This window comes from Massilia sp. BGA-UO-ETr-WB1 (assembly GCF_059567845.1).
Map to the genome: position 1 here is coordinate 1,248,234 of NZ_JCAQOT010000027.1, position 15,406 is coordinate 1,263,639.

Genomic DNA, 15,406 nt, shown 5'->3' on the forward strand with positions numbered 1-15,406 from the left:
ACCATTTCAGTCTATTCCTTTACGATGCGGCTTGTCAAGACAGCTTTTTCAATAAGCGCGCGCGGGCGGGCGGATGCGCGGCGGCGCGTCGGACTGGCGGCGGATCAGCGTGAAGCCGATCGACAGCTGCTCCGTGGGGCTGGGCTGCCGGCTGCGCTGCGCCTGCACCTGGCGCACCAGGCACTGCACCGCCGCTTCCGCCATGGCCGCAGTCGGCTGGCGCACGGTGGTCAGCGCCGGCCAGATGGTCATGGCCAGCGCGGTATCGTCGAAGCCGGTCACGGTCAGGTCGCCCGGCACGTCCAGCCGCAGCCGGTGCGCCACCGCCACCACCGCCGCCGCCATGTCGTCGTTGCTGGCGAAAATCGCGGTCGGGCGGTCGCTCAGCGCCAGCAGCTGCTCGGCCGCATCCAGGCCGGAACGGTAATTGAACAGGCCGGGCACCACCAGTTCCGTCGCCAGCTGGCCGCCGAAATCGCGCAGCGCGGCCTGGTAGCCCGCCAGCCGCAGCGCGCTGCAGGACTGGGCCGGGTTGCCCATCACGAAGCCGATGCGCTCGTGCCCCAGTTCGATCAGGTGGCGCGTCATCTCGTAGGCGGCGCCATGCTCGTCGATGCTGACGGCGCTGGCCCGGCTGTCGGGCTGGCCGCAGGCAACCACCACCAGCGGCACCCCGGAATCGGCCGCCAGGTCGACAATGGGAGCGCGGTCGCACAGCGGCGGCGGCAGGATGATGCCATCCAGGTTGCTGTCGAGCAGGCGCTGCGCCTGCGTCAGGGCCTCCTTGCCCTCCCCGCACTGCTCCACCAGCAGCTGCACGTTATTCAGGCTGGCCTGGTTGAGCAGCCCAAGCAGGAATTCCGCCAGGTAGGCACCGCTCGGTTTGCTGTACAGGAAACCCACGCGTATCGGCTTCAGGCCGGCGATGGTGCGCGCTTCGGGATTGGGCGCGTAGTTCAGCGCCGCCACCGCCTCGGCCACCTTTTTGCGGGTGCTGCCCCGCACGATGTCTTTGCCGTTCATCACGCGCGACACCGTCATGGGCGACACGCCGGCCAGCCTGGCCACGTCGATCATATTCGGACTGCGCTTGGGATCTGTCTGCATTCGAGCTGTTTTCCGCGAAAATGGTTGATATAACATGATATGCCGAAATAGAATAGATTGCGCTATCATTCACCACCAAATACCCCAACTGCCATTATAAAATTCCACAAAGGAGACACATGACTACGCGACGCAACACCCTGCACCTGCTCGGCGCCGCCGCCGGCGCCCTGCTGCTGCCATCGACCGCATTGGCTGCGGCATCGGCCGCCGCATCGGCCGCACCGCCGGCCAGCGAGCCCCTGAAAGACATCGCAGCGCGGAAGGGCATGCGCTTCGGTAATGCGCTTGGCAAGGTCGGCGGCCCGGCCTACCGCCAGCTGATGGCGCGCGAGTGCAACATGATCGTAGCCGAGAACGAAACCAAATGGCCAGCGCTGCAGCCGCGTCCCGGCCCGCACCAGTTCGCGGTGCCGGACGAGATGTTCGCCTGGGCCAGGAAGGAAGGCATGGCCATACGCGGCCACACGCTGATCTGGCAATCGCCGAAATGGCTGCCGGACTGGGTCAACGCCTACGACTTCGGCGCGCAGCCCAAGCAGGCTGCCGAGCGCCTGCTGGGCGAGCATATCAAGGCCGTGTGCGGCCACTTCGGCAAGGACATCGTCAGCTACGACGTGGTGAACGAGGCGGTCGATCCGGCCACCGGCGCGCTGATCGAAAATGTATTCAGCCAGCGCCTGGGCGCACTGGACGAAATCGACCTGGCCTTCCGCCTGGCGCGCGAGCATGCGCCGCACGCGCAGCTGGTCTACAACGACTACATGAATCCCGGCGCGGGCAGCGCCAAGCACCGCGCGGGCGTGCTCAAGCTGCTGGCGGACCTGCGCGCACGCGGCACGCCGGTGCATGCGCTCGGCCTGCAAAGCCACATCGGCGATTCGCTGCCGCCTGCCGACACGGCGGCCGGCAGCGAATGGCGCAAGTTCCTGGACGAGGTGACCGGCATGGGCTACGACTTGCTGATCACCGAGTTCGACGTGAACGACCGCAAGCTGCCGGTCGATTTCGCCAAGCGCGACGCGGGCGTGGCCGCCCTGGCGCGCGACTACCTGGACCTGACGCTGAGCTATCCGCGCTGCCGCGACTTCCTCCTGTGGGGCATGGCCGACCACGTGAACTGGCTGCAGACCTGGAAGGAAGCCGCGCGTCCCGACGGCAAGGCGCAGCGCCCCGCCCCTTACGACGACCAACTGCGCGCCAAGCCGCTGCGCCAAGCCATCGCCAAGTCGCTGCGCGACATGCCGCAGCGCGCCGCCTGACGCCAGCTTAGACCGGCGGCGCCTCGGCGCGGGTGAACTCGAAGCTGTCCACGTCGAGGTAGCCCGCGCCGGGTTTCGGGTTGTAGCAGAACAGCGCAAACTGCTGGCCCTGGAAGGTGCCGGTGCGCCAGTCATAGGCCAGCTTGAAGCTGCCGCCCAGGCCGTGCCACTGCTTGCCGTCCAGGCTGTAAGCCACTTCCGCGAGGTTGGTCTTGAAGTCCATGTCCGTGCGCAGGTGGAGCCTGCCCGGCTGCGGCAAGGCCGAAGCCGATAAGGGCAGTGCCGGCACGCGCACCTCCCCCTTCCGGCCGGACACCGTATCCTCGATCACCTCCATGCGCAGCGACAGCGTGCCGCCGGCGCCGCCCACCACCGCGATATGGCCGTTGAACTTGCCCAGCGTGCCGAAGCCGCACACGTCGCCCTCCTTCACATTGGCCACGTCGAGCGACACCACGCCTCGGCTCCACGGCCCCTGCCCCTTCTGCGTCAGCGTATTGCGCGCCGTCCAGAACTCGCTCGCCCCAGTCGGCTTCAGGCGCAGAAAGCCCGGCCGCTCGCTGAGCGACCAGCGGCTGTCGACCGGGTTGTGGTTCCACTGCCACTGCAGCCCCAGCACCGGCGCGCTGAAATCGTCCGACGCCGCCAGCGCCAGTACCGGCTTGCCCTGTATCGGCTTGACGGCCACCGCAGGCACGCGGCCCGGCGCCTCCCTGGTGCCCCACACCGGCCAGCCGTCCTCCCAGAACACCGGGCTGATATTCGTCATGCGCCCTATCGGTCCCGCGTCCACCATCACGAAGCCATACCAGCCGCCGTCCGGCATATCGACGATGGCGCCCTGGTGTCCGCCGGTGCGGTCGTCGATCTGCGGGCGGGTCTCCCACGGCCCGTACAGGCTTTTCGCGCGCGACACCACCAGCGCCAGTTTGGAAGGCAATGCGTTGAACAGGTAGTAGTACTCGCCGCGCTTGACCAGCTTCGAGCCTTCCGCCCCTTTGTAATAGTGGATCTTGCGCGAGTCCTCCACTTTGGAGAAATCGCTGCTGAGCGCAAGCAGGTTCACCGTGCCGTCCCAGCCGCCGGAGGTGGCGATATACGCCTTCCCGTCCGGCTCGATGAACAAGGCAGGGTCGAAGGCCGCGCGGTCCAGCGTGTGATAGGCCCACGGCCCCTTGATGTCCTTGCTGTAGTAGATGCGCGTGTTCTGGTTGACCGGCGTAACCGCCACGTAGAACATGCCGGCGTGATGGCGCAGGCTGGCCGCGAACATGCCGTGCCGGTAGGCGCCGCCCTGTTTCAGGTCGAAGCGCTCGTCGCCGTCCAGCTTTGGCGCCAGGTGTGCGGCGAAGGCCCAGTTCACCAGGTCCTTCGAATGCAGCAGCGTCAGGCCCGGGCTGTTGGCGAAGGTGGTGGTGACGAAGTAGAAGTCCTCGCCCACGCGGATGATGTCCGGGTCCGGGTAGTCGGCGTACAGCGGCGGGTTGGTGTAGCTGCCGTTGCCGTTGTCGGCGGCGCCTGCCGGCAAGACGGGCAGTCCGGCCAGGCCAAGCGCGGCCATCCATGCTGCAGCGGTGCTGCGGCAAAGTCGGTTCATCGTATCTCCTGTTGACGTCTTATGCCGATTACGGCAGGATGATTATGGTAGCGCTATTCATTATGTTACAGGACATGGTATAGATCAACAATGAGACGAAAAACAATGAGACAAAAATACCTGGCGGCCATGGCCGCCGCCGCGCTGACCGGCACCGCCGCATACGCCGGCGAAGCCCGCTTTGAACGCTTCAGCTACGAGGGCCACGCACAGGAAGCCGTGCAACCGGGCGCCAACGAATTCCGCAATCCCATCCTGTCCGGCTACTACCCGGACCCGTCGGTCACCCGCGTGGGCGACGATTACTACCTGATCAACTCCTCCTTCACGCATTACCCCGGCCTGCCCGTGTTCCATTCACGCGACCTGGTGAGCTGGAAGCAGATCGGCAACGCCATCAACCGCCCCGGCCAGTTCAGCTTCCAGGGCCTGCGCTCTTCGCGCGGCATCTACGCACCGGACATCTCGCACAACAACGGCGTGTTCTACATCGCCACCACCTGCGTCGATTGCGGCGGCAACGTGGTGATGACCGCCACCAACCCGGCCGGCCCGTGGTCCGATCCCAAGCCATTGAAGTTCGGCGGCATCGACCCGTCCATCTTCTGGGACACGGACGGCAAGGCCTACATGGTGAACAACGGCGACCCGATCGAAACGCCGCGCTACGACGGCCACCGCGCGATCTGGGTGCAGGAATTCGATCCGAAGACACTGACCATGGTCGGCGAGCGCACGCTGATCGTGAACGGCGGCGTCGACATCTCCACCAAGCCGATCTGGATCGAGGGGCCGCACTTGCTGAAGCGCGGCGAGTACTACTATCTGACCGCAGCCGAAGGCGGCACCGGCGACCAGCACTCGCAAGTGGTGTTCCGCTCCACCAGCGTGCGCGGCCCATTCGTGCCCTACGAGCACAACCCCATCCTGAGCCAGCGCTCGCTGGACGGCAAGCGCGCCAACCCGGTCACCTCGGCCGGCCACGCCAAGTTCGTGCAGACGCAGAACGGCGACTGGTGGGCCACCTTCCTGGCCACCCGCCCTTATGGCCCGGACCTGTACAACATCGGCCGCGAAACCTTTTTGCTGCCGGTGACGTGGCAGGAAGGCTGGCCGACGATACTGGAAGCGGGCAAGCGCATCCCGTTCACGGCGCCCAAGCCGACTATTCCGGGCCTGGGCAGCGGCGTGCGTCCGGTCCAGCCCTTCACGGGCGACATCAGCTACACCGACGAATTCAACGGCAGCACGCTGTCCGACCAGTGGCTGGGCGTGCGCACGCCCGCCACGCCGTTCTACAAACTGGAAAAGGGCCAGCTGGTGCTGGAGTCGGCCGGCAAGCTGGGCGACCTGAAAAGCGCGCCGTCCTTTATCGCGCGCCGCCAGCAGCACCACATCGCCACGGTGTCCACCACGCTCAGCTTCCGCCCTGAGCGCGACGGCGACCGCGCCGGCCTGCTGGCCTACCAGAGCGACGAGTCCCATCTGTTCTACGGAATAAGCCGCATCGGCGGCAAGAATGTGGTGGCCCTGTACACCAGGGCCAAGTCGAACGAGGATGTGCTGGTGGCCAGTGCGCCGCTTGCGGGCGACACCGCGACGCTGACCTTGAAGGCCGACGGCGGCAGCATGGCGTTCAGCTATACCGTCGGCGGCAAGACGAAAACGCTGGCCGATAAAGTGGACGCCACCTTCCTGTCCACCCGCAAGGCCGGCGGCTTCGTCGGCACCATCATCGGCCCCTACGTCTGGCAAAACGGGCTGTGACAATTCGCGTATTTATTCTCCATATGGCGAGCTAAAGTGGTGAGTGCTTCCAAAACACAACAAGCGCCATCCGGGGCGCACTCTCCCTTCCAACTCCAGGAGCACGCCATGCCACTGAAAGAATACGGTGTCCTGAAAGGACGTCCCATCGACCGGCAACTCGGATCAAGCAGCAACGCTCATTACCAAGTATATGTTGTCGACAACGACACCGACTACCGCATTGCGGTCAACGTCCGGTCGCAGTTGAAGCCATCCGAAGTGGAATATCTGGTCGACAGCAATTTCCAGCATCCCGTCATAGCCGCTATTCAAGAACTGCCCCTAGGCTGGCAGCCGCTGGCGTCCAAACCGGGCGGCCCCGCGCTCGACTTCATTCGCAGCAATCTGTTTGACCCGCGTAAGCTGACCCCGCTGCCGCTGGCCATGGACGGCCCCGACAACGACCTGAACGACAAGATAGACCAGCACATACAGCGCGCCATGGCCGACGAGGATGCCGTGCTGTATGCTTTCGGCGAACGCTGGGGGCCGGAAGCGGGCAAGAAAGACAAAATATTCGGTTTCCTCCCCGGCAATGGCGTGCATGACATCCACATGAACCAAGCCAATTCCGGCGACTTCAAGCGCGACGACGGCGTCTACCAGGACGGCGCCCTGCTCCTGAATTTCCCCAAGCAGAACCAGTGGGTGGGCATCTTCCTCAAGTTCCAGTCGCAGGGCTGGCACAGCGACGACCGCACCGGCCACCGCATATCGATCGATGTCAGCGGGCCGCCTTCGAACGGCGGCACGACCGGCAGTCCGTTCTTGCCGGGCAGCCGGCCCACGCCGGCGGCGCCGGACGGCGCAGTGCGCGTGGTTTCGGCCCTGGTCAATTCAGTCAAGTCGCCCGAAGTGGAGTCCGTTACCCTGCTTAATGTCACCTCCCAGCGCATTGATCTTGCCGGATGGAAGCTGCTGGACAGGGACAAGAATGGCATGCCCCTCAGCGGCAGCATCGAGCCGGGCGACACGCTGCGCGTCACGCTCAAGCCACCCGCCGTGCTGCCCAACCGTGGCGGCATCATTACACTGCTGAATGCGGACGGGCTGCGGGTGGACGGCGTCAGCTACACGCAATCCCAGGCGTCCAATCCGGGCTACTCCATCAAGTTCTGACGCCTCCACCCTACAGCAGGAGTCATGCATGAGAGAAGTCGCCCGCAGCGATGGCTTGCACGTGCGCGCCATGCCAGGCAGCCACTGCAGGCCAGCCTGGGCGCAGCCCTGCCGCTGCCTGCTGCCTGGACCGGGCCATGCGTCATCGGCCCATATACCTGCCAGGCCAGGCGGAATTGAGCAAGGCGCGTGCTAGAATGGCCGCCCTTTCAAGCAGCCATGCACACGCCCCATGCTTTCGCAGTCTTTCACGTACTGGTCCGCCGCCCTGCTGCTGCTGGTGTTCATCGCCTTCGGCGTATGGTCCTGGCGCGGCATCGCTAAATACCGTGCCAGGAAACCGCCGCGCTCGGGCTCCTACACCAAGCGCAGGCCCAAGCGCTGATCAGGCGCCAATCAGAACTTGGTGCGCACGCCCAGCACGATGTTGCGGCCCGGCAGAGGCGCAATATCCTTCAGCACCGAGGTCGACGTGCGGATCTCGTCGTTCAGCAGGTTCTTGGCCAGCACGAACCAGGTCACGTCCTGGCCGCCCAGTTTCTGGGTGTACGAGAAGTTGGCGTTGACCTGGTTGTAGGATGCGGTCGGCGTGGTTTCGAAGGAAGCCAGGCGGTCCTGCCCATTCGCGTGCACCAGCGACAGTCCACCGCGCCATGCGCCTTCGCGGTAGCCCACGCTGGCGCCGAAACGGGTGGCCGGCTGCAGCGGCAGGCTGCCCGCGTTGTCCAGCGTCCCCTTGGAGGTATCGGCGAACAGGCGCCCCGACCAGCCGCTGCCCTGCGCGTTGTAGGTGATCTCCGCTTCCGCGCCCTTGATGGTGGCGTTGGCCTGCTCGAAAATGCGCTCGCGCAGTTCGTCGCCCGGATTGCCTTCCTCGTCCAGCAGGTTGCCGGTGATATGGCCGTAGATGAAGTCGCGCACCTTGTTGCGGTAGACGTTGGCCTTCCAGCGCACCAGGCCCGTGGTCTTCTGCACGCTCAATTCGATATTGCGCGACGCCTCCTTCTTGAAGTCCGGGTTGCCGATGTCGAAGGTGACGGTGGCGTCGTGCGGGCCGCCGGAGTACAGCTCCTCCGTGGCCGGCGCGCGCTCGGCGTACGAGAAGGTGGCGCCGGCGCCGTAGCCCGGCGTGAAGGTCCACAGCGCGCCCAGCGAGCCGGAATTCAGGTTGAAGGAACGGTCCTGGCCGGTGACCGGCTTGCGCTTGACCGATTCCGCGCGCACGCCGCCACTGAGCAGGAAGTCGCCCACCTTGGCCTCTTCCACCAGGAAGGCGGCGGTGGAGGTGGAATGCGTGACCGGCACGGTGTCGGCCGCGCCTTCAGGGCTCAGCGCCGAGAAGTGCGTGTTCTCGGTCTGCACGCCGAAGGTGCCGCGCATGCCGGCGATCGGGTTGTGCGCCAGCTCGGCGCGGGTTTCCAGCGAACGGTTGCTGAAGATGACGACAGGCGCGTTCTCTTCGTCCAGCTCCGCGTGCTCGTAGGAGGTGTAGCCGGCCTTGAACTTGAAGCTCTCGAAACCGTCGAAGGGCTTGCGCACCAGGCTGTCGATGTCGTAGCGGGTTTGTTTCTGGTCGATCTTCGAGCCTTCGTCGCTCGGGATGCCGTACACATTGTCCAGGCGCGACACGGAAGCGCCAACAAAGCCCCAGTCCGCGATATAGGAACCGCCCAGGCCCGCGTTGCGTTCGCGCGTGGCCGAATGCGGCAGGCGGCCGGAAGCCGAGTCGGGGTCGTTGACCACGCGGTTTCCAGGAATCTTGTAGTCGTCCGCATTGCGGAAGTTGCCGTCCACGTGCAGCGCGAACTGGCCCACCGCGCCATCGACGGTGCCGGACAGGTTCTTGCCGCTGTCCACCGTGCTGTAGCGCGCCTCGAGCTGGCCGGTCGGCTTCTTTTCCAGCGCGGTTGGAATGCGCTCGTTGACCACGTTGACCAGGCCGCCGATGGCGCCCGAGCCGTACAGCAGCGCCGCCGGGCCGCGCAGGATTTCAACCTGGCGCGCCACCGCGCCTTCGGCCGCCACCGCGTGGTCGTTCGACAGGCCGGACACGTCCGACACCGCCATGCCGTTCTCCAGCATCTTGACGCGCGCGCCTTCCAGGCCGCGGATGATGGGGCGCGAAGCGCCGGCGCCGAAGGCCGAGGCGGACACGCCCAGTTCCTGCGACAGCGTATCGCCCAGCGAGCTGCCCATCTTGTCGCGCAGCTCGTCGCCGGCCAGCACTTTGGCGGGGGTCAGGATCTGGTCGCCCTCCGCCGTCTTGAAGGGGCTGGCGGTAACCAGCACTTTGGGGATGGCCGCGTCGGTGGACTGGGCAAAAGCGGCGGACGAAATGGCGGACAGGACCGCCGTGGCGATCAGGGTACGGGTGAAAATCATATGAACCTCTAAAACAAAAAAAGACGTGAAGCGGCTGCGCGCCTTCCTGGCGCGCATGCCTGACTGGGTGCGTTTTTCTGTCAGAGGACCGGGGGAGCCCGGGATTGGAATACGACGGTGGCGAGGCGCTCGCGCACCTGCAGGAACAGCTGCGCCGGCAGCACCGGCTTGCTGTCCGGCGCCGCAAAGCGCAGCAGCGGGCTGGTAACGGCAAAGGCCAGTTCCGCAGCGGCCACGCATTGCAGGCAGATGTGGTCCACCAGCGTGGCTTCCGGCGCGGCGCCGGCCGAGGCCAGCACTTCGCCGCTGACCGCCTTTTGCATCGGCGCCCAGTGCGTATAGCCGTGTGACAGCGCTACCTGTTGCGACATCAGCAACAGGTAAGCAATCAGCAGGGGCAGCATACGGCGTAGCACGTCGGTCAATTCGCTGGTGTGGAAACCGCGTATTCTAACCGCGATTTGACATTCTGCCTATTTATCCCTCGTTCTCCCTATTCCACCGTTTTCAGGAAGGAAATGGACGGCGCGAAGAAGTACGCACCGCCTCTCATCGTCACAAAGCCGGAGAAGTCGAATGGGTCCGTCAAGGACTTTCCGTACACCTTGGGATAGCGTTGGGGGCCTGCGCCTTTAGGCTGGCCGATTTCCGGGTCGATGCCGGTTCCCGGACGGCGGAAATCCTTGTTGTTGGCCCACATCATTTGCGTGAATTCAAACTGATTCGCAATATCGCTTTGGTAGGCCATGAACAGCAGGCCGACGCCGCCCGTCGGCTTGGTTTCCAGCTTGCCATCCTGGGGATCGTCCTTGCGTTCTCCATACGGAATCCCGCGCCGCGCCATCAGGTGGTCTTTCGAATCGCCGGTATCATCGCGCGGATTGGTTTTCCGTATATGGCCGGCGAACGGACATTTGAGGCCGTCTTTGTCCTTCGCGTAATTGAAGTTATTGGGCAACCCGGCGGCGCCCGGCGCCGCAACGGGAATCGCAACGTCGCTGAGCGTGACGAGCGTGCCGTTCTCGAAGCGTCCCACCACGCTGGCGCCGGCCCTTGCTCCGTCGCCCGACATCAGCTCGGCCAGATCGATCGCCCTGCGCCTGAAGCCTTGCACGTCCTGCTCCAGCTTGCGGAACACAAAATAGCTGCCGCAACTCACCTCTAGCGCGCCCCCCGGGCAAGCCACTAGCAACTGGCTCAGCGGAATGGCAGGATTCCACTGATCGATCCCGCCCAGCTTGGCCTCCCGGTCCACGTCCTCCTGCAGCGCCAGCGGCTGGCTACGGCCGTCAACATAGCCGAAGTGCTCGATACCGTTCTGGTCGCTATTGAAGACGGCGCGCCCCAATTCGGTCGCCAGCAGGGTCACCGATCCGCCGGCCTGAGCGATGCGCTGTTCAAACTCCGCCTGCAAGGCCAGTTGCTCGTCGGCGGACGACGCGGCCACGATGATGAGCGCGTGGATCTCCGCCGCCAGGCCCGGGTCCCATTCTTCCGGCGGAGGATCGTTCAGCGGGCGGTTTTTCATACCGGCCCGAAACGCGGCATCCTCAGGCATCGCGTGCTCCAGCCTGAGCGCGCGGTAGCCGTCCGCCGTCAGCAGGCAGGCCATGAACGGCGAGGCGGATTTGCCCGTCGCCTTGAATATTTGCGCACCGGTCAATTGGTCGAGCGCGGTCGTGATGCCCGCACCTATCTCGCGTACAAACGCCTTGCCGGCATCGGGTTGCGCCTTGTCGAAGGCGATAAAGAAGTTCAGCGTGTGCTCACGGCCGTGCCCTTTCAGGATATTTCCCTGCAGATCATTCAGCATGGCCAGTTCGGCCGCCGCCGACGGCAGCTGCGCCGCCAATGACTTCGTCCATGCAAGCGTCTGGTTCAGATTCAGTGCCATGGTATTTCCCTCTTTTGGGTAGAAGTTTTGATCAATATCAAACCACCGGACTGCGATTCAATATAGGTCGCCGTTTCCACGGGAAATACACGAAATATCACATTGGAAATTTTTCCTGCGGGTCGTTGCGCGTTCAATGTGCGTTGGCGCACAGAAGCCGGACCACATCGACGCTATAGTGATGCCCCAAAAATCAGGAGCACACATGGCGGAAAATTTAGTCGATCTGTTTCAGCGGGACCGCTCGCGTATCCACGTGGAAAAAGAATGGGAAGTGGCGTACTGGAGCAAAAAGCTCGGCGTACCGAAGGAAACCCTCGTTGAGATCGTCAACGAGGTGGGTCCGGTAGTCGAGAACGTGGTGCGGAAAATCAAGAGCCTGCACTAGCACCCGCATTAGCGCCCGCAGCCGACGCCTGGCGCGCCAGCCAGCGGTCCACTGCCGCTTCCAGCACGCTGAGCGGCACGGAGCCGTGCGACAGTACTTCGTCGTGGAAGGCGCGCAGATCGAACTTCGCGCCCAGCTGCTTCTCGGCCCGCGCCCGCAGTTCGCGCAGCTTCAATTCGCCGATCTTGTAGCTCAGCGCCTGGCCCGGCGCGGCGATGTAGCGCTCCACTTCCTGCACCGCCACCACTTCGTTCTGCGGCACGTTGTCGATGAAATAGGCGATCGCCTGCTCGCGCGTCCAGCCCTTGGCGTGGATGCCGGTATCGACCACCAGGCGCACCGCGCGCCAGATTTCGGCCGACAGGCGGCCGCACCATTGCCACGGATCGTCGTACAAGCCCATCTCCTGGCCCAGCATCTCGCTGTACAGGCCCCAGCCTTCGCTGAACGCGCCGGTGCCCTCGTTGCGGCGGAACGCCGGGAAGCCGCTCTGCTCCTTGGCCAGGCTGATTTCGAAATGGTGGCCGGGAATCGCTTCGTGCAGGAAGAACGCCACCGTGGTGAAGCGGGTGCGGGTTTCCGGCTTGTAGGCGTTGTAGTAGAAGATGCCGGGACGCGAGCCGTCCGGCAGGCCCGGGAAGTACTGCGCCGGCGCGGCGCTCACTTCGCGGAACGATTCCACCGGGCGCACTTCGAACGGCGTCCTGGGGATCTTGCCGAAGAACTGCGGCGTCTTCGCCTCCACGCGCGGGCGCAGGCTTTCATAGGCCGCCTGGATCTGCTCGCGGGTGCTGAAACGCTGCTCCGGCGCGGTGTTCAGGTGCACGAAGAACTCCTTCAGCGTGCCCTTGAAGCCGACGCGCTCCCTGGCCTGCTCGAACAGCCCGCGGATGCGGGCCACTTCGTTCAGGCCGATGGTGTGGATCTCTTCCGCGCTCAGCGCGGTCGTGGTCGAGCTGCGCACTTTCGAGTCGTACCACGCCTTCCCATCCGGCAGCGCGCCCAGGCCCACGGTGTCGCGGCTGGCCGGCAGATAAGTGTCGCGCATGAAGGCCAGCAGGCGCTGGTAAGCCGGCGCGATCTGCTCGCCCACCAGCTTCGAATAGGCGGCCGTCAGGCGGACCTTGTCGGCCTCGCTGAAGTCCTGCGGGAACTGGCGCACCGGCGCCATGTAGACGCTCTTGGCCAGGTCGGCCGTGCCCAGGTTCTCCAGCTGCGGCAGGATCTGCCTGGTGACGATCTTCGGCTGGACCACGCCGCGCGCCATGCCGGCGCGCATGTCGGCGATCATGGCGTCCGCCGCCGGCGCGAAACCGGCCGCGCGGGCCAGCCAGTTCTCGTAGTCCTTCACCGTGGCGAAAGGCTGCGCCAGCTTGCCCGAACCCAGCTGCGCGAACAGCAGGTGCAGGCTGAAGGTCTGGTTGATGGGCGTGAGCTGCGACGGAAAGCGCATGTCGTCCAGCGATTGCTGCAGCTTGTAGCGCAGCAGATCGTAGCTGATGCGGTCCTCGGCGCCCAGCTTGGCCGGGTCGTACTCGGCGGTGCGGGCCAGGTATTTGTCGGCCAGGCGCTTGCGCTCGGCCAGCGCCTCTTTCGACGTGATGGCGCCGAAGCGGTCGTTATAGCGGTTGTCGCCGTTGAAGGTGGCGGAAACCGGATTCGCCTTCGAATACTCTTCCCAATACTCCGCGTAGATCTGGTTCATTTTTTCCGGCGTGGCCGGGGTGGCGGCCTTGGCGGCGTGAGCAAAGCCAGGCGCGAAGGCCAGCAGTCCAACGCTGAAGAGGAGACTGGAAAGCGAAGTTTTCATGGGTCGGCGTGTGAAAGTAGCTGAGTCGTCTATATTTGCACAGAATTAGTGCATTGAAAACGAAAAAGCACCGCAGCGCCTTGGGCCAGCGGCGCGCGCGCCGCCCGCCCCACCCGGTGCACGTGGCGGCGGCCGCACGGACCCGCGAAAATAGTTATCTTTTTTTTATTTTCAGCACCATTGCTTTGGTAATATTGTTCCATTCCACAAGAATGGGATGCGCCGCGATGATACGCTTTTGGAAGTCGTTCCTGCTTGCTCAGGCGTTGGCTTTTTGCGCCCTGGCTCTCTGGGCCATGAGTTACGCGCCCCGCTCGCTGCACCCGGAGGTGGCCGGCCATCCTGGCGTGACGACCGGGGCGCGCACCACGCAGAATTTCAGAACGATACTGACGCTTGCTCCGGACTCGCCGCTGGCATCCGCCGGTGCACGCCCCGGCGACCAGCTGGCATTTGACCGCGAAGGCGACCGCGTTCGTTCCATGTCCCAGGCCGAACTGATCGGCGTAACGTGGAAATCCGCCGCCACCGGCCAAACGCGGCATATGGTGCTGCAAGCGCTGCCCTTGGCCGGACAGGCGCTGCAAATCCGGCAGGCGGAGTTTTTTGTACAGTGGGGACTCGCCTGGTTCGCACTGGCGGCCGGCCTGCTGGTCGGTCTGCGGCGTCCGGAAAGCCGTTCCATGCGCGCCTTGTCCCAAGCCTTGCTCATTCTGACCGGATGGTTCTCCCAGTTCTACCTGCCGGCCGGCGCGGCACAAGCGGTGGCCGAATTTCTCCACCCTGCGTTCGCAGCGTTGACGTTCATGTGTTTCTACTATTTTTCGCTCACCTATCCAGAGGACAGGCCTATCTCCACGCGCCGCTGGGCCGCCCGCCTCTTCTACCTCTTCCTCGCCAGCGAACTATCCATACAGGCTTACGGCCTCGCCCTCCAGCTGCAATGGATTGACGTCGTGCCATGGTTCCCGCGCTCGGCCATTCGCGATACATTGTCGGTCTCGCTCTGCGCCGTGGCCATACATGCGCTTTGGCGTTCGTGGCGCTGCAGCGCCGGTCTGCAGCGCGTGCGGCTCGCATGGGTCGGGATCAGCATGGGAACTGCCTATGCGAGCTACTTGTTCGGCAGCCTGGCGGACCTGGTCGGGTGGCACCCCGCATGGAGGGAGGCCGCACGCGACGGCATCGCGTTCATCGCCCATGTGTTGCTGCTGTATGGCATCCTGCGCCACCGCGTGCTCGACTTTGGCTTCTTCATCAACCGCGCCCTGGTCTACACCATCATCAGCTCCGCGTTGATCGTGGTGTTCGGCCTCGCCGAGTTCGTCGTCGACAAGACTCTGCATTTCAGTTCGCGCAGCCAGAACATCTTCATCGACGCCGCCGTGGCGCTCGGGGTGATCCTTTGCTTTAACCGATTCCACCACTTCGTCAACCACCGCGTCGATCACACCTTCTTTCACCGCTGGCACCAGGCGTCCGAGCGCCTGCGCCACTTCATCCAGACTGCAGCCTACTACACCGATCCCGAGGTGCTGCAGCCACGCTTCCTGGCGGCAGTGAACGATTTTGTCCGCCCGACAGGCGGCGCGGTCTTTCTAGGCCAGGACGACGGCAGCTTCCGGCTCGCCCACGCGGCCACGCATGATGTCACGCAACGCCTGCAGCCAGACCATGAGCTGCTGGTGGAACTACGTTTGCGCAAAGATGTACTGCGGCTCGGCGAGTGCAAGCTGGGACAATACGGCGAGCTGGCCTTCCCCATGCTGGTCCGCGACCATATCACCGGACTCCTGCTGGTGGGCCCCAAGCGCAACGGCAGGCGCTATCGCCCGGACCAGATTGAAGAGCTGCGCAATAGCGTGCATCGCATCGGACTGCATCTGGAGAGCTTGCGCGTGCACGCGCTTGAACAGGAGAACGCCTCCATGAAGCAGCTGCACGCCAGCACCATGATGGAATGCCTGCGCCTGCAGCTGGAGAATGCCAAGCTGCGCCTGCCGGCCGGCGTGCCGGAGAGCTAAGAAGGGTCTGGTCT

At 64.5% G+C, this 15,406-nt stretch carries 12 protein-coding genes; 6 read left to right on the forward strand and 6 right to left on the reverse strand.

Features of this window, described 5'->3' with window-relative positions:
- Positions 1-48 precede the first annotated feature (48 nt).
- Positions 49-1,107, reverse strand: a complete 1,059-nt coding sequence (locus AC56DV_RS32265) for a LacI family DNA-binding transcriptional regulator (protein ID WP_496318283.1) — start codon at positions 1,105-1,107, stop codon at positions 49-51.
- A 119-nt stretch (positions 1,108-1,226) separates the two neighbouring features.
- On the opposite strand from AC56DV_RS32265, the gene AC56DV_RS32270 reads away from it, so the two are divergent.
- Positions 1,227-2,369, forward strand: coding sequence for an endo-1,4-beta-xylanase (locus AC56DV_RS32270; protein ID WP_496318284.1), 1,143 nt, complete (start codon positions 1,227-1,229; stop codon positions 2,367-2,369).
- 7 nt (positions 2,370-2,376) lie between these two features.
- Here AC56DV_RS32270 and AC56DV_RS32275 read toward each other — a convergent pair whose 3' ends face one another.
- Entirely contained in the window at positions 2,377-3,966 is a 1,590-nt protein-coding gene (locus AC56DV_RS32275; RefSeq protein WP_496318285.1) for a glycoside hydrolase family 43 protein, read from the reverse strand.
- A gap of 105 nt (positions 3,967-4,071) precedes the next feature.
- Between AC56DV_RS32275 and AC56DV_RS32280 the strand changes: the two genes are divergently transcribed.
- The 3 genes from AC56DV_RS32280 to AC56DV_RS32290 all read left to right on the forward strand — a co-directional run bounded on the left by AC56DV_RS32280 (position 4,072) and on the right by AC56DV_RS32290 (position 7,279).
- Positions 4,072-5,733 (forward strand): glycoside hydrolase family 43 protein, encoded by a 1,662-nt coding sequence (locus AC56DV_RS32280; RefSeq protein ID WP_496318286.1) that lies wholly within the window; start codon positions 4,072-4,074, stop codon positions 5,731-5,733.
- A gap of 108 nt (positions 5,734-5,841) precedes the next feature.
- The gene (locus AC56DV_RS32285; RefSeq protein ID WP_496318287.1) at positions 5,842-6,894 is read left to right on the forward strand and encodes a DUF2278 family protein; all 1,053 of its coding nucleotides are present in this window, start codon (positions 5,842-5,844) and stop codon (positions 6,892-6,894) included.
- A 232-nt stretch (positions 6,895-7,126) separates the two neighbouring features.
- Entirely contained in the window at positions 7,127-7,279 is a 153-nt protein-coding gene (locus tag AC56DV_RS32290; RefSeq protein ID WP_496318288.1) for a hypothetical protein, read from the forward strand.
- Between the two features lie 11 nt (positions 7,280-7,290).
- Here AC56DV_RS32290 and AC56DV_RS32295 read toward each other — a convergent pair whose 3' ends face one another.
- The 3 genes from AC56DV_RS32295 to AC56DV_RS32305 form a co-directional block, all read right to left on the reverse strand.
- Positions 7,291-9,276 (reverse strand): TonB-dependent receptor, encoded by a 1,986-nt coding sequence (locus AC56DV_RS32295; RefSeq protein WP_496318289.1) that lies wholly within the window; start codon positions 9,274-9,276, stop codon positions 7,291-7,293.
- A gap of 80 nt (positions 9,277-9,356) precedes the next feature.
- Positions 9,357-9,680, reverse strand: a complete 324-nt coding sequence (locus AC56DV_RS32300) for a hypothetical protein (RefSeq protein WP_496318290.1) — start codon at positions 9,678-9,680, stop codon at positions 9,357-9,359.
- An 89-nt stretch (positions 9,681-9,769) separates the two neighbouring features.
- Positions 9,770-11,170, reverse strand: coding sequence for a Dyp-type peroxidase (locus AC56DV_RS32305; protein ID WP_496318291.1), 1,401 nt, complete (start codon positions 11,168-11,170; stop codon positions 9,770-9,772).
- Between the two features lie 205 nt (positions 11,171-11,375).
- Between AC56DV_RS32305 and AC56DV_RS32310 the strand changes: the two genes are divergently transcribed.
- Positions 11,376-11,558: a DUF3606 domain-containing protein gene (locus AC56DV_RS32310; RefSeq protein ID WP_057156374.1), complete on the forward strand. Its 183-nt coding sequence runs from the start codon at positions 11,376-11,378 to the stop codon at positions 11,556-11,558.
- On the opposite strand, the gene AC56DV_RS32315 is transcribed toward AC56DV_RS32310, so the two are convergent.
- Entirely contained in the window at positions 11,542-13,368 is a 1,827-nt protein-coding gene (locus AC56DV_RS32315) for a DUF885 domain-containing protein (RefSeq protein WP_496318292.1), read from the reverse strand. The two genes, AC56DV_RS32310 and AC56DV_RS32315, sit on opposite strands and share 17 nt — an antisense overlap.
- Positions 13,369-13,421: 53 nt before the next feature.
- Here AC56DV_RS32315 and AC56DV_RS32320 point away from each other — a divergent pair, with 53 nt between their 5' ends.
- On the forward strand, positions 13,422-15,392 hold the full coding sequence (locus tag AC56DV_RS32320) for a hypothetical protein (RefSeq protein ID WP_496318293.1): 1,971 nt from the start codon (positions 13,422-13,424) through the stop codon (positions 15,390-15,392).
- Positions 15,393-15,406: the final 14 nt, after the last annotated feature.